Origin of the sequence: Pseudomonas sp. BN417 (assembly GCF_029871205.1) — a bacterium.
In the GTDB taxonomy this organism is placed as follows: domain Bacteria; phylum Pseudomonadota; class Gammaproteobacteria; order Pseudomonadales; family Pseudomonadaceae; genus Metapseudomonas.
In genome coordinates this window covers 45,754-69,407 of sequence record NZ_SSOJ01000154.1, presented here as the reverse complement: position 1 = coordinate 69,407, position 23,654 = coordinate 45,754, and the positions used below count along the sequence as shown (strand labels likewise).

The window sequence follows — 23,654 nt, the reverse complement described above, 5'->3', positions numbered from 1 at the left end:
CTGGATAGAGTACCCGGCTACGAACCGGGCGGTCGGAGGTTCGAATCCTCCTGAGTGCGCCATTTTTCAAGTCGATTGGCTAGGCTGGTCAACTTGGATAAACCAGCGGTGATCTGGTCTAAAAGCGCCGACACGCACTCATAGCTCAGCTGGATAGAGTACCCGGCTACGAACCGGGCGGTCGGAGGTTCGAATCCTCCTGAGTGCGCCATACAGAAAGGGCCTGCAGAAATGCAGGCCCTTTTTCTTTGTCCGCTCAACGCCGGCTTCTTACGCATCCCGACTCGTCGAAATCGACCTGGTGGCGCGTGCCTTTCTGCGGCTGGTAGTGATAGCGAAACCAGCCATTGCTGCTGCTTATCCGCTCCGGCTTGCCCAGGGCGCTCTCCACGTCGGCACGGGTCATGCCGACGCGGACCTGTTTGCGGATGATGGCCTGGCGGCGCTCCTGCGGTGTGATCGGGTGGTCGCATGGGGCCTCTCGCTCGCCGACCACTACGACTTCGTTGCTGTGTTCGGCTCTTTCGCGATTCGGAATCGGAAGGTACTCCTCACTGATTTCTCCCTGGTTGGCCTGGCTGCCGAGCAGATTCAGGGACTTCGGGCGTTGCAGCTCTTCCTGGCTGTCCGCTGGGCATCCGTGCTGGTTGAAGCTGACATGGCCTTCGCCGTCTTTGCAGCGATAGACGGAGGCCGCGTGCAGCGGCGCATGGAGGCAGCAGGGCAGGGCGGCGATGAGGATGATCGAGAGTCGTTGCATGGCGCCTTCTCCTTGGCATGGGCCCTCGAGGGTACCCGGTCACTTCCTCCCTGTGCGGGTGTCCTAAAGGGCATTGCCGACGTCGCAGCAGGATGAAGGCAATCTCAGCTTTGCGATGCAAGCGATTGTTCTGTCCATGATTTTGTAACGCGTGAGCCAGACGGCGGTGTTATCATTGCGCGGTCAGCCCCGCCGGGGCATTCGGACAACCATCATGGAATTACCCAGTAGTTACTCAGAATCCCGATTGCACAATCGCGAAATGATTTTCTGACCCCTCTTGGCGTGCTCTGCCACTGGGGGTGGAGCGCGCTATATGACTGAAGTAGAAGCCAAGAAGCCGCAAGAGAGCCTGCAGGACCGCCTGGCCCAGGTAATCGATCTGCTGCATCGCCACAAGCTGGTTGAAGACCTGACTCACCGTCAGGAGGGCCAGCACCAGGATCTCGTCGAAAACCTCGTCCACCGGCAGAACCTTGTCGAGCTGCAGCGCAAGCTCGATGAGCTGCACCCGGCCGACATCGCTCACATCCTCGAAGCCCTGCCGCTCAACGAGCGTCTGACCGTCTGGCAACTGGTCAAGGCCGAACGCGACGGCGACATCCTCCTCGAGGTATCCGACGCCGTCCGTGAATCGCTGATCGCCGACATGGACGATCACGAGCTGCTCGCCGCCGCCAAGGAGATGGACGCGGACGAGCTGGCCGACCTCGCGCCCGAGTTGCCGCGGGACGTCATCCACGAGCTGATGGAATCCCTCGATGCGCAGCAGCGCGAGCGCGTTCGCTCCGTGCTGTCCTACGAGGAGGACCAGGTCGGCGCGCTGATGGACTTCGAGATGGTCACCATCCGCGACGACGTGACCCTGGAAGTGGTGCTGCGTTACCTGCGCCGGCTCAAGGAGCTGCCCGGCCACACCGACAAGCTCTTCGTGGTGGACTACGACGGCGTTCTCAAGGGTGTGCTGCCGATCAAGCGCCTGCTGGTGAACGATCCGGACAAGCATGTGGCCGAGGTGATGGCCACCGATCCGGTGAGTTTCCACCCTGACGAAGACGGCTACGATGCGGCCCAGGCGTTCGAGCGTTACGACCTGGTTTCGGCGCCTGTGGTGGACAAGAACGGCAAGTTGATCGGCCGCCTGACCATCGACGAGATGGTCGACCTGATCCGTGAGGAAAGCGAAAGCGAAGTCCTCAGCATGGCCGGTCTGCGTGAAGAGGAAGACATCTTCGCCTCGGTCTGGAAGTCAGTGGGCAACCGTTGGGCCTGGCTCGCGGTCAACCTGATCACCGCTTTCATCGCCTCGCGGGTCATCGGCCTGTTCGAAGGCTCCATCGAGAAACTGGTGGCCCTGGCCGCCTTGATGCCCATAGTCGCCGGCATCGGCGGCAACTCGGGCAACCAGACCATCACCATGATCGTCCGGGCCATGGCGCTGGACCAGGTGGGCACCGGCAACACCTCACGCCTGGTGCGCAAGGAGCTGGGCGTGGCCCTGATCAACGGCCTGCTCTGGGGCGGGGTGATCGGCCTCGTCGCCTTCTACCTCTATGGCAGCTGGTCCCTGGGTGTGGTGATGACCGGCGCCATGACCCTGAACCTCTTGCTGGCAGCGCTGATGGGCGTGCTGATCCCCATGACCCTGGTGCGGATGGGGCGCGACCCGGCCATGGGCGCCAGCGTGATGATCACCGCCATGACCGACAGTGGCGGCTTCTTCATCTTCCTGGGCCTCGCGACCCTGTTCCTGCTCTGACTCCCGCCGATAACGAAGAAAGCCGCCCGCGGGCGGCTTTTTTTCGTTTGCTGCGCAGTGAAATGCAGACATGAAAAAACCGGCTGATGCCGGCTTCTTCATTCGATGCGGGGGGGGCTCAGGATTCCTCGGCCGCCAGTTCCGCATCGTGGGCGATCAGTGCCACCAGCGCATTCTGCTGGCGCCGCGACAGCTGGCGGAAGCGCTGCAGCAGTTCGCGTTCGTGCAGGGTCAGCTCCGGGCTGTCCAGGCGCATGGATACGCCTTCGTCCAAGGCGCCTTCCTGAAGCATGCTCTGCTCCAGGCGAGCGATGATCTCGGAGTTCATGCTGCGGTGGTGGTTGCGCGCCACGACAGCAATGCGCTCGCGCATGCCCTCGGGGAGGCGAACGACGAATTTGTCAGCCGTGCGACTGGAGTAAATAGCCTGTTTCATAGGGCGCATACATTCAACCGGTTAGTTCAGGAAAGCGATGCTGGCAATGAGCTGCAAGATTGTCACCGGTTTGACTGTCCTTAGCAGCAATTGTTCAACCAGTTTCGCGATTCGATTCGGTATGACCCTGAGGTCAGCAAAACGTTTCCTTGACGTCAATTTGGTGTCAGATTGTGATCACTGTAGAGGCTTTTGGCCAGCACCAATTGTCCAAATTGAGAGTCGCTGATCAATTCGTCCATTCTTGATTTGGCTGTGGGCCAGGTCCCTTTCATCTGACAGCGTTATCCACGACGCCTTTGCTGCTCGTTCCTGACCGGTGACGGCACGGTGATGCTTTCTGGCCATCATTTTAGATGGTAGCCGTTGTTGTCTGACCTCGCTCCGCACGAAAGAATCCCTTGCTCTGCCGCGAAACGAGTTCAGACTTTTCGCGTCAGAGTTGTACTTCTCCTCGGCAGCGGCCATCGGCCCCCACACATATCCATCAGGTGCACAGATGAAAGGCAGGTTGATCTATCTCATAGGCCCGTCCGGATCCGGCAAGGACAGCCTGCTGGATACCGCGCGCACGATGCTGGCGGGGCAGGGCTGCCGCGTTGCCCGCCGGGTCATCACCCGGTCCGCCGAGGCTCGCGGCGAATCGGCCGAGGCGGTCAGCAGCGAGGAGTTCGCCCAGCGCGAAGCCCGGGGCGACTTCGCCATGAGCTGGTACGCCAATGGCCTCTCCTACGGGATCCCGAATTCGATCGACGACTGGTTGGCTGCAGGCGACGATGTGCTGGTGAACGGCTCCCGCGGCTACCTGCCGGAAGCCCGGCGGCGCTATCCGCACCTGCTCGCCGTGTTGCTGACGGTGGACGACCAGGTACTGCGTCAGCGTCTGCATGCCCGCGGCCGCGAGTCGGCGGAGGAGATCGAAGCCCGCCTGGCGCGCAACGCCGGCTTTGCCGACACCTTGTTGGCCGGCGAGAACCCGGATCTCTGCCTGCTGGACAATTCCGGCTCCCTGGCAGAGACCTGCCAGCGTCTGCTGCAGCTCATCGAAGAGCACCGCCCGGCCGCCTGGCCCGACTCCGCCTGAGCCTCAATCCAGTGGCAGTTCCGTGGTGCGCTTGACCTCGCTCATGGCGATGTTCGAATGCGCCTCCAGCACATGGGGGCGCTGCAGCAACTGGTCGCGCAGGAAGCGCTCGTAGCCACCGATATCCCGCGCCACCACCTTCAACAGGTAATCCGAGCCGCCGGCCATGGTGTAGCACTCCTGCACTTCCGGATAGCCGACTATCGCCTCCTCGAACTCGGTGAGGTGGTTGCGGCCGTGTGCGGACAACTTGATGTTGACGAACACCGTGATCGAGAAGCCCAGCAGCTTGGGATTGAGCAGGGCCACCTTGCGCTCGATCAGTCCTTCTTCCTGCATGCGGTGGATGCGCCGCCAGCAGGGTGATTGCGACAGCTCCACCTTCTCCGCCACCTCGGCGGCGGACAGGTCGGCGTCGTGTTGCAGCAGGCGGAGGATCTTGCGGTCGATAGGGCTCAGGGGGTTCTGCATGAATCAGTCCGAAATCTTGTTTTTGTTGGAAGGATCATGCGCAAGTCTGGCTTTTCGGGCCGCAAATAGAAAGGAAAAATCAGCACCAATCGGTCATCTTCTTGGCCATGCGTCCGCGGCAGCGATCCTGCCCGGGGCTGAATGAAAGATGGCACCCACCGTTGCCATCGAGGTCGCCATAAAAACAAAAGGAGCGTCCGCATGTCTCTGGCCGAGATCCGCCTGGATGACAAATACCGTCTCGCAACCGGTCACCTCTATCTCACCGGCACCCAGGCACTCACCCGCCTGCCGATGCTGCAGAAGCAGCGGGACAAGGCTCACGGCCTGAACACCGCCTGCTTCATCTCCGGCTACCGTGGCTCGCCGCTCGGCAACCTCGACAAGAGCCTCTGGGAAGCCAAGTCCTTCCTCAAGGAAAACCACGTCCACTTCCAGCCCGGGGTCAACGAAGAACTGGCTGCAACCGCCGTCTGGGGCAGCCAGCAGACCGGCCTGTTCCCTGGCGCACGCTACGACGGCGTGTTCGCCATGTGGTACGGCAAGGGCCCGGGCGTGGACCGCTGCGGCGACGTCTTCAAGCACGGCAACTCGGCCGGCGTATCGCCCCATGGCGGCGTCCTGCTGCTGGCCGGCGATGACCACGGCTGCAAGTCCTCGAGCATCGCCAACCAGAGCGAGCATGCCTTCATCGCCGCCTCCATCCCGGTACTGAACCCGGCCAACGTCCAGGAAATCCTCGACTACGGCATCATCGGCTGGGAGCTGTCGCGCTATAGCGGCTGCTGGGTGGCGCTCAAGACCATCGCCGAGAATGTCGACTCCTCCGCCGTCGTGGAGGTCGATCCCCTGCGGGTGGACGTGAAGATCCCCGAGGACTTCGTCCTGCCGGAAGACGGCGTGCACATCCGCTGGCCGGACCCGCCCCTGGCGCAGGAAAAGCGCCTGAACATGTACAAGATCTACGCCGCCCGCGCCTTCGCCCGCGCCAACAACCTCAACCAGGTCACCCTGGATTCGCCTAATCCGCGCCTGGGCATCATCACCACCGGCAAGTCCTACCTCGATGTGCGCCAGGCCCTGAACGACCTCGGGCTGGACGAGGAACTCTGCGCCAAGGTCGGCCTGCGGGTGCTCAAGGTGGGCATGAGCTGGCCGCTGGAGCCGGTTTCGGTGCACGAGTTCGCCGAAGGCCTGGACGAAATCCTGGTGGTGGAAGAGAAGCGCAGCATCATCGAGGACCAGCTCACCGGCCAGCTCTACAACTGGCCGGTGGACAAGCGTCCGCGCGTGGTGGGCGAGTTCGACGAGGAGGGCAACTCCCTGCTGCCCAATCTCAGCGAACTGACGCCGGCGATGATCGCCCGGGTCATCGCCAGACGCCTGGCGCCCATCTATTCCAGCGAGCAGATCGAGTCCCGCCTGGCCTTCCTCGCCGCCAAGGAAAAGGCCCTGGCCGAACCCAAGCACAAGACCGTGCGCACCCCGCACTTCTGCTCCGGCTGCCCGCACAACACCTCCACCAAGCTGCCCGAAGGCAGCCGCGCCCAGGGCGGTATCGGCTGCCACTACATGACCCAGTGGATGGACCGCGATACCGACACCTTCACCCAGATGGGCGGGGAGGGCGCGACCTGGATCGGCCAGGCGCCCTTCACCGATACCCCGCACATCTTCCAGAACCTCGGCGACGGCACCTACTTCCACTCCGGCCAGCTGGCCCTGCGCGCCGCAGTCGCCGCCGGGGTCAACATCACCTACAAGATCCTCTACAACGACGCCGTGGCCATGACCGGCGGCCAGCCCATCGACGGCGAACTGCGCGTCGACCAGCTCAGCCAGCAGGTCTTCGCCGAAGGCGTGAAGCGCATCGCCCTGGTCTCCGATGAGCCTGAGAAGTACCCGAGCCGCGCCACCTTCGCGCCCAACGTCAGCTTCCATCACCGCAGTGAGCTGGATGCCGTGCAGCGCGAACTGCGCGAGTTCAAGGGCGTTTCGGTGCTGATCTACGACCAGACCTGCGCCACCGAGAAGCGCCGCCGCCGCAAGCGCGGCAAACTGGTCGATCCGCAGAAACGCGCCTTCATCAACCCGGCGGTGTGCGAGGGCTGCGGCGATTGCAGCATCAAGTCCAACTGCCTCTCGGTACTGCCGCTGGAAACCGAACTGGGGCGCAAGCGCCAGATCGACCAGAACGCCTGCAACAAGGATTTCTCCTGCGTCGAAGGCTTCTGCCCGAGCTTCGTGACCGTGCATGGCGGTAGCCTGCGCCAGCCCGAAGCGGTAGGCGCCAAGGCACTTTTCGTGGCCCTGCCGGAGCCGCGTCAGCCGAGCCTCGCACGGCCCTGGAACATCCTCCTGCCGGGCGTCGGCGGCAGCGGCGTGACCACGGTCGGCGCGCTGCTCGGCATGGCCGCGCACATCGAAGGCAAGGGTTGCACCGTGCTCGACCAGGCTGGTCTTGCGCAGAAGTTCGGTCCGGTCATCACCCATATCCGCATCGCCGCCAGGCAGGACGACATCCATGCCGTGCGCATCGCCGCCGGCGAGACCGACCTGCTGCTCGGTTGCGACCTGGTGGTGGCGGCCAGCGAGGAGGCCCTGGCCAAGCTCAACGAGCGCATCGCTCATGCGGTGATCAACAGCTACGAGGCGGCCACCGCCGAGTTCACCCGCAATCCCGACGCCCAGGTGCCGGGACAGGCCATGCGCGAAGCCCTGGTGGACGCGGTGGGCGGGGCCAAGACCCATTTCGTCGACGCTACCCGTCTGGCCACCCGCCTGCTCGGCGACAGTATCGCCACCAACCTCTTCATGCTGGGCTACGCCTACCAGAAGGGCCTGGTGCCCGTCTCCGCCGACGCTCTGGACAAGGCCATCGAGCTCAACGGCGTGGCCGTGAAGCTCAACCAGCAGGCCTTCCTCTGGGGTCGCCGCGCCGCCCATGACCTGGCGGCGGTGGAAAAGCTGGCCAAGCCGCTGGAAACGGACGCACGCACGTGCGAAACCCTGGAGGAGATCGTCCAGTACCGCGCCGATCACCTGCGCACCTATCAGGACGCCGCCTATGCCGAGCGCTACCGCGCCCTGGTGGAGCGCGTGCGCCAGGCGGACTGCGGCGCGGACAAGGCCCTGAGCCGTGCCGTGGCCAAGTACTACGCCAAGTTGCTGGCCTACAAGGACGAGTACGAAGTGGCCCGTCTGTACAGCGATGGCAACTTCCGCAAGCAGCTGGAGGCCCAGTTCCAGGGCGATTACCACCTGGAATTCCACCTGGCGCCGTCCTGGCTGGCCAGGCCTGACCCGGTGACCGGTGAGCCGCGCAAGCGCCGCTTCGGGCCCTGGATGCTCAAGGCCTTCGGTGTGCTGGCCGGCTTCAAATTCCTCCGCGGCTCCGCCTTCGATCCGTTCGGCTACAGCGACGAGCGAAAGCTCGAACGCGAGTTGATTGGCGAATACGAAGCCACGGTCGAACTGCTGCTCAAGGAACTGAAACCGGGCAACTACGCCACCGCGGTCGCCCTGGCCGAGCTGCCCGAGCAGATCCGCGGTTACGGCCCGGTGAAGGAGCGCGCGCTGGCCAAGGTCCGCGAGCAGGCGCGGCAACTCCGTGCCCGCCTCACCGCCAGCGAGATCCAGGTACTGCAACTGTTCGACCCGGCTGCCTGATAAAGCCCCTCTCCCTCCGGGAGAGGGGTTGGGGTGAGGGATGCCCGGGCTACGCGCATGCCTTATCCAGATTCTGGCCTCCCCTCGCGAGGGGAGGCCCTTTCTTCCCCTTAGTGGTTAACAACAAATCCGAGGAAACCCCCATGTCCGTCTTCACCCATGTCGAGTTCGACCATCACGAGCAGGTAGTCTTCGGCCACGACAAGGCAACCGGCCTCAAGGCCATCATTGCCGTCCACAACAGCAACCTCGGCCCGGCCTTGGGCGGCTGCCGCATGTGGCCCTACCTGAATGACGAACAGGCGCTGCGCGATGTGCTGCGCCTGTCCCGCGGCATGACCTACAAGTCGGCCCTGGCCAACCTGCCGCTGGGCGGCGGCAAGGCGGTGATCATCGGCGATCCCCATCGCGACAAGAGCGAGGCGCTGTTCCAGGCCATGGGCGATTTCGTCGACAGCCTGGGCGGCCGTTACATCACTGCTGCCGACTCCGGCACCGGCGTCGCCGAAATGCGCATCATGGCCGAGCGCAGTCGCCACGTGGCCGGCGCCGGCACCCGCGAAGCCCTGGGTGGCGGCACCCGCGATGGCAACCCGTCGCCGTCCACCGCCTATGGCACCTTCGTCGGTATCCGCGTGGCGGTGAAGCACCGCCTCGGCCGCGACGACCTCTCCGGCCTGCGTGTGGCCATCCAGGGCGTCGGCCAGGTCGGCTACAGCCTGGCCCAGTACCTCAAGGACGCCGGGGCCCAGCTGTGGGTCTGCGACATCCACGAAGCCAACGCCCGCCGCGCCGCCGAGCAGCTCGGCGCCAAGGTAGTGGAGCAGCATGAGATCTATGGCCTGGACGTGGACGTCTTCGCGCCCTGTGCCATGGGCGGCATCATCAACCCGCAGACCCTCGAATCCCTGCGTGCGCCCATCATCGCCGGGGCGGCCAACAACCAGCTGGCCGATGCCGGCCTGGCCGAAGAACTGCGCCGTCGCGGCTGCCTCTACGCGCCGGACTACGCCATCAACGCCGGCGGCATCATCGACGTCTGGTACGAGCGCAGCAACGGCAGCGAAGCCGCGCTTAAGCAGCACGTCGAAGGCATAGGCGAGACCCTGCGGGAGATCTTCGTCCGCGCCGACCGTGAAGGTCGCACCACCACCGCAGTGGCCGATCGTCTGGCCGAAGAGCGCTTCGGCCGCTGAGGACGATGCCTCGCGGGGCATCCGCTCCGCGAGGCATGACAAATCGCTCGGACGTCGCTAACATGCCGCCCGTCCTCAGGATCTCGCCGGCCCCGGCGAGCCCGCCACGTCCCAGTAGCTCAATTGGATAGAGCATCCCCCTCCTAAGGGGAAGGTTGGTGGTTCGAACCCACTCTGGGACGCCATATATTCAGGGGCTTCCAGCTACTCGCAGTCAGTTAGGTCTTTTCCCATGGGTGCATGGTGGGTGCAAAAGGAACTGCTGCATCACTGCACAAACCAGGCTGTCTTGCTTGGGATTCTCGGCACAAAATGCTGCTTCGCGCGAACGGTTACGACCCAGATGACTGCTTCGGAAATCCCTCTTAACGACAGGTGATTGCCTGGCGTCTACTATTCGAAACCGTAAGCGTTGAACAATTTGCATGTCGCTCGGTGGCCCGAATGCCGTGGTCTACCTTCAGCACCACTTGTGCTGATCTGAGTCGACCGGATGCCCCCTTGCATTTCCGTTCACCCATCGTCTTCTGGTGTTCTGGGATTCACTTCTGCAGCGGAGCTCAAGATTTTGACCGACGCGTATAGTCTGGTGCAGCTGTAGCTCGCTGGCTTTGCGTGATGTCAGAATGCCCTAAATGCATGGATAGCGGAGTTCACCATGGTAGGCACCTCCCTCATTCGTCATCTCTTCTCGGAACCTGACCGTCCAAAGCAGAGCTGGGCAGAAACCTGGCAAGGGCCCGACCGTGGCCTGATCAAGTGCTGGGAAACTGGCCGCGCTCTAGCCGTCCAGAGTCCTGACTTGGCCGCGCGCTGCAAAGCTGGAGAGTTGCCGCCCCTGCATTGGAAAGGTGGTGTTGCGCGCCAACTGAAGAAGAAGGAAAAGTTCGGCGCGCTCTCCTATCTGGCCCAATGGCAGGGCTTGCGTGGCCAAGATCTGGAGATCGACCTAGAAGCTGAAGTCACCCTTACATGCTCAGCTACAGGTATGGTCGTGACGTTCACGCCCGACGTTGCAAAGCTGGCCGAGCAACAGAACAGCGCAGACGAAGGAGAGAACAATGGTTGACCTGCATGGGGAGTTCCAGAACAGCCGCTTCTTCCATCAAGCCCGCATCGACAGACGCTCCGCCGATGCCTTGGTCGGTCTTGCCGCTGGCATCACTGCGGACGGACGGATTAATCAGCAAGAGGCCGAGTTTCTGGAGAACTGGATCGCAAGCAATCTTTCACAGCTTGATGACCCAGTAATCAACCTTCTCTACCGCCGACTCTCCGACATGCTCGCTGACGGCGTGCTCGATGCAGAGGAAGCAGCCGAACTGCTGACCACCCTGCGCAACTTTGCCGGCTTGAGCACTGCCCGGCCTCGCGCCAGCGACAATGCCTATGCCTCGCCCACTGATCTACCACTCTGCAGGCCGGCTCCGGAACTCCAGTGGAACGGTCGTCTGTTCGTGTTTACCGGCGTCATGGCCTACGGTCCGCGCAAGGACTGCGAAGCCCTTGTTATCGATCGCGGCGGCCAGATCGGCGCGGGCGTTAGCAAGAGAATTCACTACCTCGTGGTTGGCGCCATCGGCAATGAACAATGGTTGCACAGCACCTACGGCACCAAGATCAAGAAAGCCGTTGAACTTCGTGAAGCCGGAGCGCCGCTTGCGATCGTGAGTGAGGAGCACTGGCAGAAAGCGATTTTTGGCTGAGCCTGTCCAGGACTCTGCGTTTCAGGGAGCACGGTGTCCGATTGTCCCTAAAGGGGCATTGCCTCGAATGACTTAGCCTCGCGGTAAGAGAGCGAAAAGGTGCGTAACGCAGGTGACTGCCCTTCACCACTAACTCCTACTAGGCGACATGCCATGTCGCGATGGCTTGCTGTATAACTCTCCTTGTCGCCCTGTAAGTCCTTGTCTAACTTGGACGTGGTTGCGGCAAACGCGACATCGCCCAGAGAGAAACACGACAAGGATGACGGCAAGCCCTGCTGCTTTCTAGTGGATTGTCTGGTTAGTCCAATAACTTATGTTTGATTGCGGCCTGCTTGGTCCGCTGTACCGAGCTGATGATGGATTAAGGGGAGCTCTAATTAAGACCCCGCACTCGACGCCTGCGAACCCCCACTCTTGGCCCGGCGCATAGCTGCTCTTCTTTTAGAGGGATGGGCCGCGCCATTCGATAAAGCAAAATGAATTTTAGACTCGAGAGGGAGACGGCGGCATTTATCCATCAGATCGCTTCTCGCTATTAATTATTGCTAAAAAGGCTGAGCGGTTTTATTTGGGCAGAACGACGTGGCCAGATGTTCGTCACGTACTGTAATGATGCGGCGGAGGGCTGCTCGCAGAGTAAATTGCGATAATCAAATAGCGAAGAGAAATTTGAAGTGTCGAAAAGCAAATTAGAAATACTTTTATTTTCATATATTGCTTGGGGTGGTGAAATTAGTTGCATGCTGCGAAAACAGGCAGAAGTGACGGAATAAGGCATGCCAATCAGAAGGTTGCGAATTTCCAGTTGTCTGTAAGTTTGCCATCGGTCAGGCAACTAAAGATGGTGCTGGCTGTATCTTTTAGAGCTCTTAATATCCGCTATATTTTCCGCTGGAGGGGGTTGGTTGGGGGGCGAGGAGGACATCATGAAATCTTCAATAAGAACCACTGCATTTTCCAGCCTGCTGTTTTCTTTTGTCGCTGTAATTTCGTTGCCGGCATCCAGTGTTTCCCTTCAACCGACAGACCGGCAGCCGTTCCTAATGCTCGCCGAAGGCGGCGGTGATCGTCTAATCCAGTATCAGGAAATGCAGGCGCAGCGCTCGCAGACAACTGATACCAGTGAGCGTTTTGCCCAGTTGGTCGAGGAGGAACCCACGGCGGCCGGAGCGAGAATAGAAAGTGACGAAGTCGAGTCGGTAGCCAAACCGGCACCCGGGTACAAATCCCTGATCCATCAACAAAAGGTCGAATTCGGACATTGACCTGAAGTTGTCCGACCCTCCGGGCATGCGCACCGCCCGGAGGGAAACGGATGTTTCATTCGTCAGGGGGGGACGCGGGCCAGCTAGGGGCAGTGTCTAAAACTACGGCTGGTCAGCCCGGAAATACTGGCTTTCCGGGGCGCTATCTCGGCATTTCGTTTTAGACAGTTTCGACCTTGTAGCTAGCGGATTGTATGGTTAGACCAATAACTTATATTTGATTGCGGCCAGCTTGGCCCGATGTACCGAGCTGATGATGGATTCGGCGGTTTCGTTCCAGCGAAACGGCTTGGCTGAGTGTTCGTTATGGGCCTCAATGAAATGCCTGATGGCCGCGCGCAGATCCCCCACACTGCGGAACGCGTCCCGATAGAGCGCCCGCCGTTCCAGTTGCGCAAACCAGCCTTCCACCTCGTTCAGCCAGGAGGCGCTGGTGCAGCTTGAAACGGGGGGGGCTTGTCCAGCCACGCCCTGATGGCTGCGGTCTTGTGCATCGCGCTGTTGTCCAGAATCACGTGCGAGTCCAGCTCGGCGATGCTGCTTTCGAAGCCAGAAGGCAGCAGGGATTGTCGTCACCCTTGTCGTGTTTCTCTCTGGGCGATGTCGCATTTGCCGCAACCACGTCTAGGCTATGAGCGGCGAATCCACGAGTTACTGTTCCCAGGCATCGAGTTCGACTGGGCAGCCTACTGTTCTGCTCGAGGCCTCGACGTCAATGCGCCGCACCGTGATGCCAAGTGGCGCAATGCCAAGTGTGACGTTCAAGCCTTCTGGAGCCATGCGCACCGGAACCGCGATATCTTTGTCACTTTCGATAAGAACTTCCACGCGGTTTCAAAGAAGCCAAGACTCATTGCACTTGCGAGTGGGGCGATAGAAACGCCTGAAACGGCGCAGAGTCTTGTAGCGAGGCAAAGCTGAGGCCGCCACCGGCAAGGCGCTTGGCTCAAACGTTAGACCCGCCTACAACTCCTCGGAGCGCATATGACCCTACCTGAACCATATGTCCGTGAAGCCGGTTGCGGCGCGGCCGTCGTGTGCATCCACTGCAACGCCAGCAGTTCCAGCCAATGGCGTAGTCTGATGGACCTCTTGTCTCCGACCCACCGCGTCCTGGCGCTGGACTCCTACGGGTCAGGCAATAGTCCAGACTGGCACTCCGATCGATTCATATCACTTGCAGATGAGGTCGCGTTCATTGAGCCTGTCTTGGCTCGCTTGCAGTCACCAGTCACTTTGGTCGGTCACTCCTATGGTGCGGCCGTGGCGTTAAAGGCTGCCCTCGCGGCCCCGACCCGCGTGCGAGCGCTGGTGCTGTACGAGCCAACGTTGTTTTCGCTCATCGACGCGTTTACGCCACCTCCTAATCGCGCTGATGGCATTCGCGATGCGGTCTCTGCTGCCGGTGCTGCATTGGATCGTGGCGACCGCGACGCGGCCGCGAAGGTGTTCATCGATTACTGGATGGGTGAGGGGGCTTGGGCAAACACCCCGGAGCACCGTCGGCAGCCGATAGTGGACTCCGTGGCAAACGTGCGCAGATGGGGCCATGCGCTGTTCACTGAGCCCACGCCCATCCAGATGTTTCACCGGCTCGATGTACCCATCCTGTACATGGCCGGCAAGCGCTCGACTGCTTCGGCGCAAGGTGTCGCCCAGCTCTTGATTCCGGCACTTCCCCGCGTACGCGCCGTAGAGTTCGAGGAACTTGGGCATATGGGTCCGATCACTCGGCCAGAGGTGGTAAATGCCGAGATCAAGCGCTTCCTCGAGCAGGTCTAACCCTTCCATCGATAGGACGTCAGCCGGCAAGCCGGGCGACGCTTCTCATGTCAAACGTTATGAGTGTCTGCAAAGGGTCGCTAGGAGCCGATTGAGAATGACCGCAACCGACCCATAGGTGCCCTTGGCGGAGGGCTGCTAACGCTACACCGGAAACGAAAAAGCCCGCTGTTTAGCGGGTTTTTCGTTTCCGGCGGTGATTACCAGTTCATGGCATACATCTCCGGTCTTGAGTGGGGGGTCACTTCAAATGAACCTTCAGCTCTTCGGAAACCTGCAGCATTGCAGAGCGTACCGCCGGAACCTGGCTGACCACGTTCAGCAAGCCGTAATCATGGATCATGCCGTTGTAGCGCACCGCAGTGACCGGCACGCCGGCTTGGTCCAGTTTGCGAGCGTAGGCTTCCCCTTCGTCACGCAGCACATCGGCACTCGCGGTCTGGACGAGCGCTGGCGGCAGGCCTTTCAACTGCTCAGTGGTAGCGCGCAGCGGCGAGGCGTAGATCTCGGCACGTTGCTTGGGGTCGGTGGTGTAGTTGTCCCAGAACCACTTCATCATGTTCTTGGTGAGGAAGTGCCCCTCGGCGTACTGGTTGTACGACGCTGTCTCGAAGTTGGCGTCGGTCACTGGCCACAGCAGCGCCTGGTACTTAATGGCCGGGGTACCTTTATCCTTGGCCATCAGGCTGACCACGGCTGCCATGTTGCCGCCGACGCTGTTGCCCGCTACCGCCAGGCGCTTACCGTCTACATTGATTTCCTTGCCGTGCTCGGCCACCCATTTGGTTGCCCCGTAGGCCTGGTTGATCGCCGTCGGGTAGTGCGCTTCAGGGGACGGGGTGTAATTGACGAACACCGCCACCGCCCCGGACCCGACGACCAGATCGCGCACCAGGCGCTCATGGGTCGGGAAGTCGCCGAGCACCCAGCCACCGCCGTGGAAGTACATGAACACAGGCAAGGTCCCCTTCACACCCGCCGGACGCACGATGGTCAAGCTGATGTCCTGGCCGTCGACGGTGATGGTCTTCTCGCTGACATCCGCCTTGGGCAGTGTCAGTTTTACCCCGGCCTGAGCGCCGGTCAGTACCGCGCGGGCGTCCTTCGGCGAAAGCTGCTCGATGGGTTTACCACTGCCTGAGTTCAGTGCATCGAGGAATGCCTGGGTGTTGTGTTCGACGCCAGAGTCAGCGAATGCGTTACCGATCGACAAGGCAAGGAGCGAGCCAACGAGTGTTTTGTTCAAAACGTTCATTTCATATCTCCTGTTTCTGGTGAGGCGGGAAGTTAGACGGTGACGTGCATACGGACATCGACGTTGCCACGGGTTGCGTTGGAGTACGGGCACACTTGGTGGGCCGCTTCCACCAACGCTTGTGCATCGGCTTGCTCCAGGCCTGGCAGGTTGATGTTCAGGTCGATATCCAGGCCAAAGCCGCCTGGGATCTGGCCAATGCCGACCCGCGCAGTGATCGAGGCGTCGGCTGGAATGCTGCGTTTGCTCTGGCTGGCGACGAACTTCAGTGCACCGATGAAGCAGGCCGAGTAACCAGCGGCGAACAGTTGCTCAGGGTTGGTGGCATCACCACCGGCACCGCCCAATTCCTTCGGAGTGGTCAGTTTCACGTCGAGGTTCTTGTCGCTGGAGATGGCTCGGCCATCACGACCACCGGTTGCGGTTGCGACTGCGGTGTAGAGAACTTTCATGGCTTTCCTCACTTTGAATGTCTTCAGGGGATTCTGTTATCGCTTTAAATATTTGCGTGCTAATAATTCGCAATAAGTTGTCGCTCAACAATTTAGCGTGCAAGCTTTTTAAAAAATCGTCTGCAGCTGTAACAAATTGATTTTCAAGGGGGTTACACCTCAGTCCGCTTGGGCTCGCTCGCGCGTTGATGATGCCTTACCGTCTCAAGCAACGACCGGAATCGGGCAGATTGCTTGTTGCTGCCAAGCCTGCGGTGTCATGCCTTCAGCCTTCACGAATGTACGGCAGAAGTGAGATTGATCGCAGAAGCCGCATTCCAGCGCGATCTCTGCGAGCAACATCGTGGAAGCCTTCAATAACTCTCTGCTCTTCATGACCCGCTGTTCACGCAGCCATCGCTGCGGGGGCATCCGGGTGCTTTCCTTGAACATGCGTGAGAAGTGACTGCGCGACAATGCGCAAGCTTCGGCTAGTTCAGTCACTGAAATGCCGGTATCCAGCCTGTCCAGCATCAGTTGTTTGGCAGTTCTTATCTGCCAGGATTTGAGTTGCCCTGTCGAAGCCAGTGTGAGAGTCGCCAGCACGGTAGATTTGTCCTTGTTCATACACATCCATTAATCCAGGTAACAGGATGCGAGCGCCTGACTCGAACAGCGCTGGGCATTGGAAATCCCCAGAGGTTCCAGGCCAGGCTCGTTGACTCGGTTCAGTCGACTGCGCACCCTTCGCAAGTCCGTGAACAGCCCCCAGGGCAGGGGCTGGCGATGGCTCAGACAGATGCAGCGACAGGCGGCAAGGTGGGGCCATGCTGAACGCGCTCAGGCGCCTTGTGCACCATGGTGTAGGCGTAGTCGACGCCCATGCCATATGCACCAGAATGTTCCTTTACCAGTTCCATTACGGCGTCGTAGGTGTCGCGGTTCTTCCAGTCCCGTTGCCATTCCAGCAGCACCTGCTGCCAGGTCACCGGTACCACGCCGGCCTGGATCATGCGCTGCATGGCGTAATCGTGGGCTTCTTTGGTGGTGCCGCCGGAGGCGTCTGCAACCATATAAATTTCATAGCCGGCATCGTTCATTGCCGACAGGGCGAAGGTGGCATTGCATACCTCGGTCCACAAGCCGGAGACGATGATCTTGTTGCGACCATTTCTCTTGAGTGCGTCGCGTACCTTCTGATCATCCCAGGAGTTCATGGAGGTGCGCTCCAGCAGCGGGGCGTCCGGGAACACAGCGAGTAGCTCGGGGTAGGTGTGACCTGAGAAGCTTTCTGTCTCAACCGTGGTGAAGGTGGTGGGGACATTAAAAATCTTCGCTGCCTTGGCCAAGGCAACGGTATTGTTTTTCAGCGTTTGCCGGTCAATGCTCTGAACGCCGAAGGCCATCTGTGGCTGCTGATCGATGAAGATCAGTTGGCTATTAAGCGGAGTCAGGACTTCAGTTTTAGGATTGCTCATTTTTGTTTCCTTTCAGCTTGATGATGTTCAATCGCACAAGTCTCGGGGCCCGCACCTTGCAGGCATTACCGTAGCCACGAGTGCACTCCTCAGCGTCACTGCTTGAGGACGAGCAAAAAGATAACGAAACAAGGCGCCTGTCGGTGGCGCATTTTTGCGCTCATGTCGGCTCATTTATGAGCCATCAAATACGCGATCGCGCTGCTAGCATTCGCCCACCCATTCGGATCAAGCCGGTCCCTCATGTGCAGGAGAATGCAATGGCAGCTTCACAACCGTTCAACAAGCAGACCGCCTACTGGGGCGTTTCCTGGGAGGAGGCGTATGGCTATCCGCAGGCACGGCGGGTAGGAAACGAGATCTACGTATCAGGTCAATTCAACCATGATGAGGAAGGTCATCTGGTAGCCCCGGCGCCGCTGAACGCCGACGGTAAGCCCAGTGATTTCTCTACGATGGGAGAGCAGATGCGGGTCTCTTACGACAACATTTCGAAGCTGCTCGCCTTGTATGGCGCAACTATGCAAGATGTTGTCGAGGAAACGCTTTATGTGCTGGACATGGACGCTGCGTTCGCGGTAGTCGGCAAAGTGCGCAAGGCGGCCTATGGCACTGAGCGGCCCCAGTGCGCGAGCAATATCATTGGGGTGTCGAGGCTTGCCCAGCGTCCGCAGCTGATTGAGATCGTGTGCAAGGCCGTGATTGGCGCCCGAGACATCTGAGCTGCACTCCCGGTTTAGATCTAGGTGACCGGGAGTATCAATTGCCCCTCGACCAAGGGCTTTTGACTGGCCACGGCAGCAGCGCAGAAGGTCATGAATGCTTTGACTCGCCACGATTTTCGAATGTCCTGGTGAGTCAGCAGCCACAACTCATCCTGAAGCTCTGGCACCACCGGGCCGGCGCGTACCAACCCTGGGGTTTTGTCGCCCAACATGCAGGGAAGGAATCCAAATCCCAGACCCGCCGCGATTGCAGCGCTTGCTGCTGCAACAGAATCGGTGCGGTACGCTATGCGCTCAGCAGCGACTCTGCTTTCGACATAGCTTGTCGCCTTCAAACCGCAGAGCGCTGCGGAGTATGACACCCATGCCTGGCTCTCTTCGAAAAGGGGCAAGGTTATCTGCTTGGCGCAGCAGTAAGGTGCCCAGGCAATGTTCGCCAGTTTACGTCCCACCAGGCTTTCTGCAGGTTTTCTCGTCGCTCGAATCGCGATATCCGATTCATCCCGGGCGAGGCTAAGGGTTTCATTGCCCACCAGCACCTCGATGGTGATCCCCTCGTTCAGGGCCTTGAAGTCCGCGATGATGGGGGTGAAGAAGTACAGCAGCAGCGAGTCGCTGGTGGTAATTCGAAGTTTCCCGAGGGGGCCTTGGCCTGAACGCGAAACACGCCGCGTGACGCTGACGATATCCAGCTCCACTCGCTCGGCGAGTGCTCGCAATTCAGCACCCTCGGCGGTGAGCAGATACCCTGATTTGCGGTGATCGAACAGTGCGATGCCGAGCGTTCGCTCAACTTGAGCAACTCGGCGCGAAACGGTGGATACATTGATGCCAAGCTTCTTGGCCGTAGCCGAACGATTGCCGCAATCACTGAGCGTCTTGATGATGCGCAAGTCGTCCCACGAGAGCTGATTGACAGCCTCGCCTACGTCCCACTTCGTCCCATCAGGGGCAGCCGGAGCTTTTCCAGTTGGCGATTTCACACAGTTCGTTCCAGATGCGAAGGCGCTGATGATACGAGAAGGGGTTGGGTGAAGCAGCCACATTGTTCCGGCGATTGGTTGAAAACTGTTATGCCGACTGGCTGCTGTGGGTCGGGAAGCGACAGGCTGGCTGCGCGGCTAGAATCCATGACCAGTCCCAATCGTGGAGAACCAAGATGATCAGCAAAAACACGATATGCCTCTGGTATGACGGCACTGCGCTGGATGCTGCGACGTTCTATGCCGAGACGTTCCCGGACAGTGTGGTGGGCGCTGTCCATCGCGCGCCTGGCGACTATCCTGCTGGCAAGCAGGGCGATGTCTTGACTGTCGAGTTCACGGTGATGGGCATCCCTTGCCTTGGTCTGAACGGAGGGGCGGCGTTCAAACATAACGAGGCATTCTCGTTCCAGGTTGCGACCGATGACCAAGCCGAGACCGACCGCTTGTGGAACGCAATCATCGGTCATGGTGGCCAGGCAAGCGCATGCGGATGGTGCAAGGACAAATGGGGCCTGTCGTGGCAGATCACACCACGCGTGTTGACGGCCGCCATTACCAATCCTGATCGAACAGCGGCCAAGCGCGCGTTCGAAGCGATGATGGGCATGCAAAAGATTGATATCGCCGCGATCGAGGCTGCGCTGAAGGGTTAACCAGCGCTTAGGGCCGAGCGCCGTCAGCGTGACGCCCCGTTGGATGGCAATGCCGCTGCATCATCGGGGGTGCCGTTGACGTCCGCTATAGGTGGTGTCTCCCAGACGATGTACGCAGCGGCGATCATCACGCAGTTCGGTCTGCTGATGTCCTGGATGCTGGCACCTGAAACCCGTTCGCTAAGCCTTCAGCAAGCGGCATCGCTCAGCTAGAAGCGTCTCGTCGGTGTGGCGATGTGGCGGTTGGTCATGCGCTTTCTTGCGCTTGCCGCTGCGCTCGCCACTTTGACGGCAACACGCCATGGGCGTGCAGAAACTGCTCATTGAAGTGAGACAGATCGGTATGCACCCAGACATGGAGTTGCGTTGGTCAACCGATATGCGTAACGGATGTGGACCGCAGCAGATCCATCAGGGCCAGGACGATCAGGGTGGCGACGACGAACCTGGAAATGGCGATGAAGGTGGCCGGCAGCAGGGGCAAGTCGAGGAGCCGGCGCAGCAGGGCGATCTGCGAGAACAAGTACCAGATGCAGGCGAGGGTGGTGAGAAACATCGCCAGCGCTACTTGGATGCCTGCCAGCAGGTTGGCCGCGATCAGCACGATGGAAAGAGGGGAGGCCAGGTAGCACTGGATGTAGAAGGGCTCGCGCAGGGTGGTGCGGCTCACGCGGACTTGCCGCACCCGCAGCATGGCCATGGCCGGCATCAGCGCGTACAGGCCGTAGCTGAAGCTGCGCACCAGCAGCGTCAGCAACTCGCCGGACACCAATGGCGAAGGTCGATCCGGTATGGCGAAGCCGAGGAGATGGGCAAGGACGATGGAAAGGACCAGCATCAGCGGTGGGCTGAGCATGCCCCTGAAGCGCCGGTCAGGCTGCTGCTCGAGCTGTCGTCGGGTATAGAGCGAAACGGCGATGGGGTTGCGTAGCACTCGCCAGAGCGTTCGCGAAAAGGAAATGGGCCAGGTCGCGACCTTCCAGAGGAATGCCTCGAGCGATTGCAGGCTGCGCAAGAAGACCACCATCCGACAGGCAGCTGGAGTGGCTGGAAGGTTGCCACGCGGCCCGTTCCAGGGACATCACGGGCAACCCACAACTGATCTGCGCAATGCGATCGAAGCAGATCCAGTTCACCTGAGCATAGCCGAACCACCTACGGCATTCGTTTCACCGCCAGCCGGGAAGGGCGCTCGAGAGCGCTCCTCCTGAAAAACCTGGGCCTTGAACGGTTTGGGTAAGAGCTTCGTTGGCGCATGGAAATCCTGACGTTAAGGACGATCGCGTCCGCTTAAAAATACGCGGACACCATCGCCCTTAATGCTGGAGTTCGGAAGGTGACTTGGCTGGACGCTTAGACAGATCGGTGAATCCTGTTTCCTAGGCGTTTAGCGTACGGTCCCCTTTTTGCACCGTCCCCTTTTTTGCGACGAAGGCTCGTCCAAACGCCTGATCCAATTCCATTTGGCCTGCCTGCTGAGATGTCAGGCGGCGGAAGGCGGCGTGCCGGACAGCGCGACAGCTATCCGGGCAAGCGTTTCTTGATCACTGGTGGAGAGGACCCTGAAGGCTTGCAGGAGAGTTGTCTCAAGCTCAGTGAGAGAGCCACGGGCGACATCGTTCCGGGCGCCCGTTACTACGTATTGCACGTCGACTTCCAAATCCTGGAGTTTCGAGAGGTAGCTGACATCGGGAGAGCTGTGTTCGAGTTCGTAGGCTTTCTGAGTTCCGCGGCTAACGCCAACGAGAGCGCCGAACTCTGTCTGGTTCTTGCCCAGCCGTTCGCGCTCTTCTCTCAGGCGAGTTCCTACGCCAACCGGTATGAGTAATTTTCTGGTCAAAATCTCTTGACTTGAGCAGATTTCTGCTCAAGAATCCTTGTCGTCGAACAAGATTTAACAGGGATGGACACTATGCCCGTGCCTCTAACGCCGGGGCAAGAGCTCGGTTTTGCTCGCGCGGGCGCAAGTTCAGTGGCGACAAAGGCTTGAACAGAAATCTGGTCAGTGATCCACAGCGCGACTCAGACATGGCTGTCGAGAGCGCTGCGCGCACAAGGAGGGAAGCCAACCACCTGTCCCTGGATATCCCCCGCCTTACTTCGATGGATTGTGAGGTTCCATCCAATGCACGGACAGCTAACCGAATGGACCCAGGACGTTGCCGATGTACTGGCGAAACCTCCCGGTCGCCCTCAATTACAGGCGCTCACCGACTGGCTGCAACGCCTGACCTTCACCGACCACTTCGCGCTATTCATCTACGAAGGTCGGCATCCGCCGCTGGCGCTGTTCAACACCTTCCCGCCGGACCTGCGGCAGCTCTTCGTCAGCGACTACCAGGCCGGGCCCTATCTGCTGGACCCGTTCTACCTGGCATGCGTATTCGATCAGGCTGATGGGCTGTACAGCATGCGGCGGCTGGCGCCTGAGCGCTTCCGTGACACCGAGTATTTCCGTACCTATTACCGCGATCTGGCCTTGTCCGAGAAGCTGGGTTTCATCATCAGCCTGGGGGAGGAGAGCAGGGCGGTGCTGTCGCTGATGCGGCTGCGGGGTACGGTGGCTTCCAGTGAGGAAGAGCGGCAGTTGCTGCGCGGTGCGGCGCCGGTGGTGGAGCAGGTGGTGCGTTCGGCCTGGGCGGTGCATCGGCAGGACGGCCACTGTGCTGCCGATGACCTGAGCCACAAGGTGGGTGAGGTATTCGAGCAGTTCGGTCGGGACGTGTTGACCGCGCGGGAGTGCGAGGTGGCGCGGCTGTTGTTGGAGGGGCACTCCAATATCTCGGTGTCGCAGCGGCTGCGGATCAGCCCGGGAACGGTGAAGGTGCACCGGCGCAGTCTCTACGAGAAGCTGAGTATCGGCAGCCAGTCGCAATTGCTTGCCTTGTTCGTGCGGAAGTTGAAGGAATTTTGAGAGCGGGGGGGCAAGGCTCTGTTTGACTCTGGCGAGGCAGTGACTGGTGCTCTCGCCGGAGGCCAAGGAGCAGGGAAACCGGCCGCCATGAGGATGGCCGGCGCACTTAAGGCCGATAGGCTTAGCTGACCACTAAGGAACATCGGTCCAAGCGTCGCGATCAGCACGCAGCCGGGCGCCCTGCGATGGTCATTTTTGCGGCGATGGTGGGCGCACGCGCTATTGCGCAGGCAATTGGCAATGCGTCCTGGGTTGAAGCGATTGAGGCGGCTGTAAACCAGGCCGCCAACCAGCAGGATCACCATTAGGCGGCCGATCACTTTGGGGCGGAGACAACTATTACCTGATGTCGATTTCCAGCTGTTCCTTCACTCGCCAGTCGCTTGCCTATCTGGCCATCGGCAATGCTGCGCCGATCAGGGCGAACAGCGTCCCGCAGAAGCGATTGAAGCCCTTGCCCCCACGCTCCATCCAGGGCCGGATGCGGAAGGCCAGCCGCGCCAGCAGGTACTCCACCAGGAACTCGATGGCGGCGAAGGTGGCGGCCATCACCACGAACTGCGGCACCAGCGAACGCTGCGGGTCCAGGAACTGGGGGAGGAAGGCCCCATAGAAGAGCAGCACCTTGGGGTTGGCCACTGCCGAAAGGAATCCCTGGCGAAACAGGCCTGCCGCACCGGGTGCGCCGGTGCCGACCACGGGCGTGAGGTGCAGCGCAGGTGCTCGCCAGAGTTGAAGTCCCAGCCAGAGCAGGTAGGCACCCCCCACCCACTTGAGGACTTCGAGCACCGAAGACGAGGCCTGGAGCAGGGCACCCAGGCCGAACATCGCCAGGGCGATCAGACAACTGAAGCCGGTCACGCCGCCAGTAATGGTGAAGAGCGTTCGCTGCGACCCGTATAGAGCGCCATGGGTCAGTGCCAGCAAGCTGTTGGGGCCCGGGGTCAGCGCCAGGCCGATGGTCGCGATGAAGTAGATGAACCAGGTATCCAGGGCCATTTGCCGTTTCTCTTGCTCGATGGGGGGGATGGTGCAGCAGAACGAGCCCTGGGCTGCGGTATTATCCGGACATCCTGTGGAA

23 protein-coding genes, 2 tRNA genes and 2 pseudogenes are annotated in these 23,654 nt (G+C 60.5%); 15 read left to right on the top strand and 12 right to left on the bottom strand.

Features of this window, described 5'->3' with window-relative positions; translation table 11 throughout:
- The first annotated feature begins 134 nt into the window (after nucleotides 1-134).
- A tRNA-Arg gene (locus E8F11_RS25035) sits at nucleotides 135-211 on the top strand.
- 45 nt (nucleotides 212-256) lie between these two features.
- Here E8F11_RS25035 and E8F11_RS25030 read toward each other — a convergent pair.
- Nucleotides 257-760, bottom strand: coding sequence for a DUF4124 domain-containing protein (locus E8F11_RS25030; RefSeq protein ID WP_280291614.1), 504 nt, complete (start codon nucleotides 758-760; stop codon nucleotides 257-259).
- 316 nt (nucleotides 761-1,076) lie between these two features.
- On the opposite strand from E8F11_RS25030, the gene mgtE reads away from it, so the two are divergent.
- Nucleotides 1,077-2,519, top strand: a complete 1,443-nt coding sequence (gene mgtE / locus E8F11_RS25025) for a magnesium transporter (RefSeq protein ID WP_280291613.1) — start codon at nucleotides 1,077-1,079, stop codon at nucleotides 2,517-2,519.
- Between the two features lie 118 nt (nucleotides 2,520-2,637).
- Here mgtE and E8F11_RS25020 read toward each other — a convergent pair whose 3' ends face one another.
- Nucleotides 2,638-2,964, bottom strand: a complete 327-nt coding sequence (locus E8F11_RS25020) for an Arc family DNA-binding protein (protein ID WP_041770386.1) — start codon at nucleotides 2,962-2,964, stop codon at nucleotides 2,638-2,640.
- 490 nt (nucleotides 2,965-3,454) lie between these two features.
- Here E8F11_RS25020 and phnN point away from each other — a divergent pair, with 490 nt between their 5' ends.
- Complete coding sequence (gene phnN / locus E8F11_RS25015; protein WP_280291612.1) at nucleotides 3,455-4,039, top strand: phosphonate metabolism protein/1,5-bisphosphokinase (PRPP-forming) PhnN; 585 nt, start codon at nucleotides 3,455-3,457, stop codon at nucleotides 4,037-4,039.
- A 3-nt stretch (nucleotides 4,040-4,042) separates the two neighbouring features.
- On the opposite strand, the gene E8F11_RS25010 is transcribed toward phnN, so the two are convergent.
- Nucleotides 4,043-4,510 (bottom strand): Lrp/AsnC family transcriptional regulator, encoded by a 468-nt coding sequence (locus E8F11_RS25010; protein ID WP_280291611.1) that lies wholly within the window; start codon nucleotides 4,508-4,510, stop codon nucleotides 4,043-4,045.
- Nucleotides 4,511-4,711: 201 nt separating this feature from the next.
- On the opposite strand from E8F11_RS25010, the gene E8F11_RS25005 reads away from it, so the two are divergent.
- From E8F11_RS25005 to E8F11_RS24980, 6 genes are all read left to right on the top strand, one after another.
- The gene (locus tag E8F11_RS25005) at nucleotides 4,712-8,179 is read left to right on the top strand and encodes an indolepyruvate ferredoxin oxidoreductase family protein (protein WP_280291610.1); all 3,468 of its coding nucleotides are present in this window, start codon (nucleotides 4,712-4,714) and stop codon (nucleotides 8,177-8,179) included.
- Between the two features lie 143 nt (nucleotides 8,180-8,322).
- Nucleotides 8,323-9,375, top strand: coding sequence for a Glu/Leu/Phe/Val dehydrogenase dimerization domain-containing protein (locus E8F11_RS25000; protein WP_280291609.1), 1,053 nt, complete (start codon nucleotides 8,323-8,325; stop codon nucleotides 9,373-9,375).
- Between the two features lie 108 nt (nucleotides 9,376-9,483).
- A tRNA-Arg gene (locus E8F11_RS24995) sits at nucleotides 9,484-9,560 on the top strand.
- A 473-nt stretch (nucleotides 9,561-10,033) separates the two neighbouring features.
- Nucleotides 10,034-10,444: a hypothetical protein gene (locus tag E8F11_RS24990; protein WP_280291608.1), complete on the top strand. Its 411-nt coding sequence runs from the start codon at nucleotides 10,034-10,036 to the stop codon at nucleotides 10,442-10,444.
- On the top strand, nucleotides 10,437-11,081 hold the full coding sequence (locus E8F11_RS24985) for an NAD-dependent DNA ligase (RefSeq protein WP_280291607.1): 645 nt from the start codon (nucleotides 10,437-10,439) through the stop codon (nucleotides 11,079-11,081). The genes E8F11_RS24990 and E8F11_RS24985 overlap by 8 nt, the downstream gene beginning before the upstream one ends.
- A 929-nt stretch (nucleotides 11,082-12,010) precedes the next feature.
- Nucleotides 12,011-12,349: a hypothetical protein gene (locus E8F11_RS24980; RefSeq protein ID WP_280291606.1), complete on the top strand. Its 339-nt coding sequence runs from the start codon at nucleotides 12,011-12,013 to the stop codon at nucleotides 12,347-12,349.
- Nucleotides 12,350-12,547: 198 nt separating this feature from the next.
- Here E8F11_RS24980 and E8F11_RS24975 read toward each other — a convergent pair.
- Nucleotides 12,548-12,891, bottom strand: a pseudogene (locus E8F11_RS24975) (IS630 family transposase); the annotation flags it as partial.
- Here E8F11_RS24975 and E8F11_RS24970 point away from each other — a divergent pair.
- Together E8F11_RS24970 and E8F11_RS24965 are read left to right on the top strand one after the other, a co-directional pair.
- Complete coding sequence (locus E8F11_RS24970; RefSeq protein ID WP_280291628.1) at nucleotides 12,806-13,270, top strand: hypothetical protein; 465 nt, start codon at nucleotides 12,806-12,808, stop codon at nucleotides 13,268-13,270. The pseudogene E8F11_RS24975 and the gene E8F11_RS24970 overlap by 86 nt on opposite strands.
- A 63-nt stretch (nucleotides 13,271-13,333) precedes the next feature.
- A complete protein-coding gene (locus tag E8F11_RS24965) occupies nucleotides 13,334-14,131 on the top strand; it encodes an alpha/beta fold hydrolase (protein ID WP_280291605.1) in 798 nt (265 codons plus the stop codon).
- 241 nt (nucleotides 14,132-14,372) lie between these two features.
- On the opposite strand, the gene E8F11_RS24960 is transcribed toward E8F11_RS24965, so the two are convergent.
- From E8F11_RS24960 to E8F11_RS24945, 4 genes are all read right to left on the bottom strand, one after another.
- Complete coding sequence (locus tag E8F11_RS24960; RefSeq protein ID WP_280291604.1) at nucleotides 14,373-15,386, bottom strand: alpha/beta hydrolase; 1,014 nt, start codon at nucleotides 15,384-15,386, stop codon at nucleotides 14,373-14,375.
- Nucleotides 15,387-15,418: 32 nt separating this feature from the next.
- Nucleotides 15,419-15,838 carry an organic hydroperoxide resistance protein gene (locus E8F11_RS24955; protein WP_280291603.1) on the bottom strand — a complete coding sequence of 140 codons (420 nt, stop codon included), beginning with the start codon at nucleotides 15,836-15,838 and terminating at the stop codon, nucleotides 15,419-15,421.
- A 204-nt stretch (nucleotides 15,839-16,042) separates the two neighbouring features.
- Nucleotides 16,043-16,444, bottom strand: a complete 402-nt coding sequence (locus E8F11_RS24950) for an AraC family transcriptional regulator (protein WP_280291602.1) — start codon at nucleotides 16,442-16,444, stop codon at nucleotides 16,043-16,045.
- Between the two features lie 164 nt (nucleotides 16,445-16,608).
- Nucleotides 16,609-17,295, bottom strand: coding sequence for a hydrolase (locus E8F11_RS24945; protein ID WP_280291601.1), 687 nt, complete (start codon nucleotides 17,293-17,295; stop codon nucleotides 16,609-16,611).
- 260 nt (nucleotides 17,296-17,555) lie between these two features.
- Between E8F11_RS24945 and E8F11_RS24940 the strand changes: the two genes are divergently transcribed.
- Nucleotides 17,556-18,017 (top strand): Rid family hydrolase, encoded by a 462-nt coding sequence (locus tag E8F11_RS24940; protein WP_280291600.1) that lies wholly within the window; start codon nucleotides 17,556-17,558, stop codon nucleotides 18,015-18,017.
- A 20-nt stretch (nucleotides 18,018-18,037) separates the two neighbouring features.
- On the opposite strand, the gene E8F11_RS24935 is transcribed toward E8F11_RS24940, so the two are convergent.
- Nucleotides 18,038-18,913, bottom strand: a complete 876-nt coding sequence (locus tag E8F11_RS24935) for a LysR family transcriptional regulator (RefSeq protein ID WP_280291599.1) — start codon at nucleotides 18,911-18,913, stop codon at nucleotides 18,038-18,040.
- A 266-nt stretch (nucleotides 18,914-19,179) separates the two neighbouring features.
- Between E8F11_RS24935 and E8F11_RS24930 the strand changes: the two genes are divergently transcribed.
- Nucleotides 19,180-19,659 carry a VOC family protein gene (locus E8F11_RS24930; RefSeq protein WP_280291598.1) on the top strand — a complete coding sequence of 160 codons (480 nt, stop codon included), beginning with the start codon at nucleotides 19,180-19,182 and terminating at the stop codon, nucleotides 19,657-19,659.
- A 69-nt stretch (nucleotides 19,660-19,728) separates the two neighbouring features.
- Nucleotides 19,729-19,872: pseudogene (locus tag E8F11_RS30205) on the top strand (MFS transporter); the annotation flags it as partial.
- 157 nt (nucleotides 19,873-20,029) lie between these two features.
- Here the strand turns inward: E8F11_RS30205 and E8F11_RS24925 are convergent.
- Complete coding sequence (locus E8F11_RS24925; RefSeq protein WP_280291597.1) at nucleotides 20,030-20,674, bottom strand: hypothetical protein; 645 nt, start codon at nucleotides 20,672-20,674, stop codon at nucleotides 20,030-20,032.
- 468 nt (nucleotides 20,675-21,142) lie between these two features.
- Nucleotides 21,143-21,499 carry a helix-turn-helix transcriptional regulator gene (locus E8F11_RS24920; RefSeq protein ID WP_280291596.1) on the bottom strand — a complete coding sequence of 119 codons (357 nt, stop codon included), beginning with the start codon at nucleotides 21,497-21,499 and terminating at the stop codon, nucleotides 21,143-21,145.
- 285 nt (nucleotides 21,500-21,784) lie between these two features.
- Between E8F11_RS24920 and E8F11_RS24915 the strand changes: the two genes are divergently transcribed.
- Nucleotides 21,785-22,573 carry a LuxR C-terminal-related transcriptional regulator gene (locus E8F11_RS24915; protein WP_280291595.1) on the top strand — a complete coding sequence of 263 codons (789 nt, stop codon included), beginning with the start codon at nucleotides 21,785-21,787 and terminating at the stop codon, nucleotides 22,571-22,573.
- 387 nt (nucleotides 22,574-22,960) lie between these two features.
- Here E8F11_RS24915 and E8F11_RS24910 read toward each other — a convergent pair whose 3' ends face one another.
- Complete coding sequence (locus E8F11_RS24910) at nucleotides 22,961-23,572, bottom strand: LysE family transporter (RefSeq protein ID WP_280291594.1); 612 nt, start codon at nucleotides 23,570-23,572, stop codon at nucleotides 22,961-22,963.
- Nucleotides 23,573-23,654: the final 82 nt, after the last annotated feature.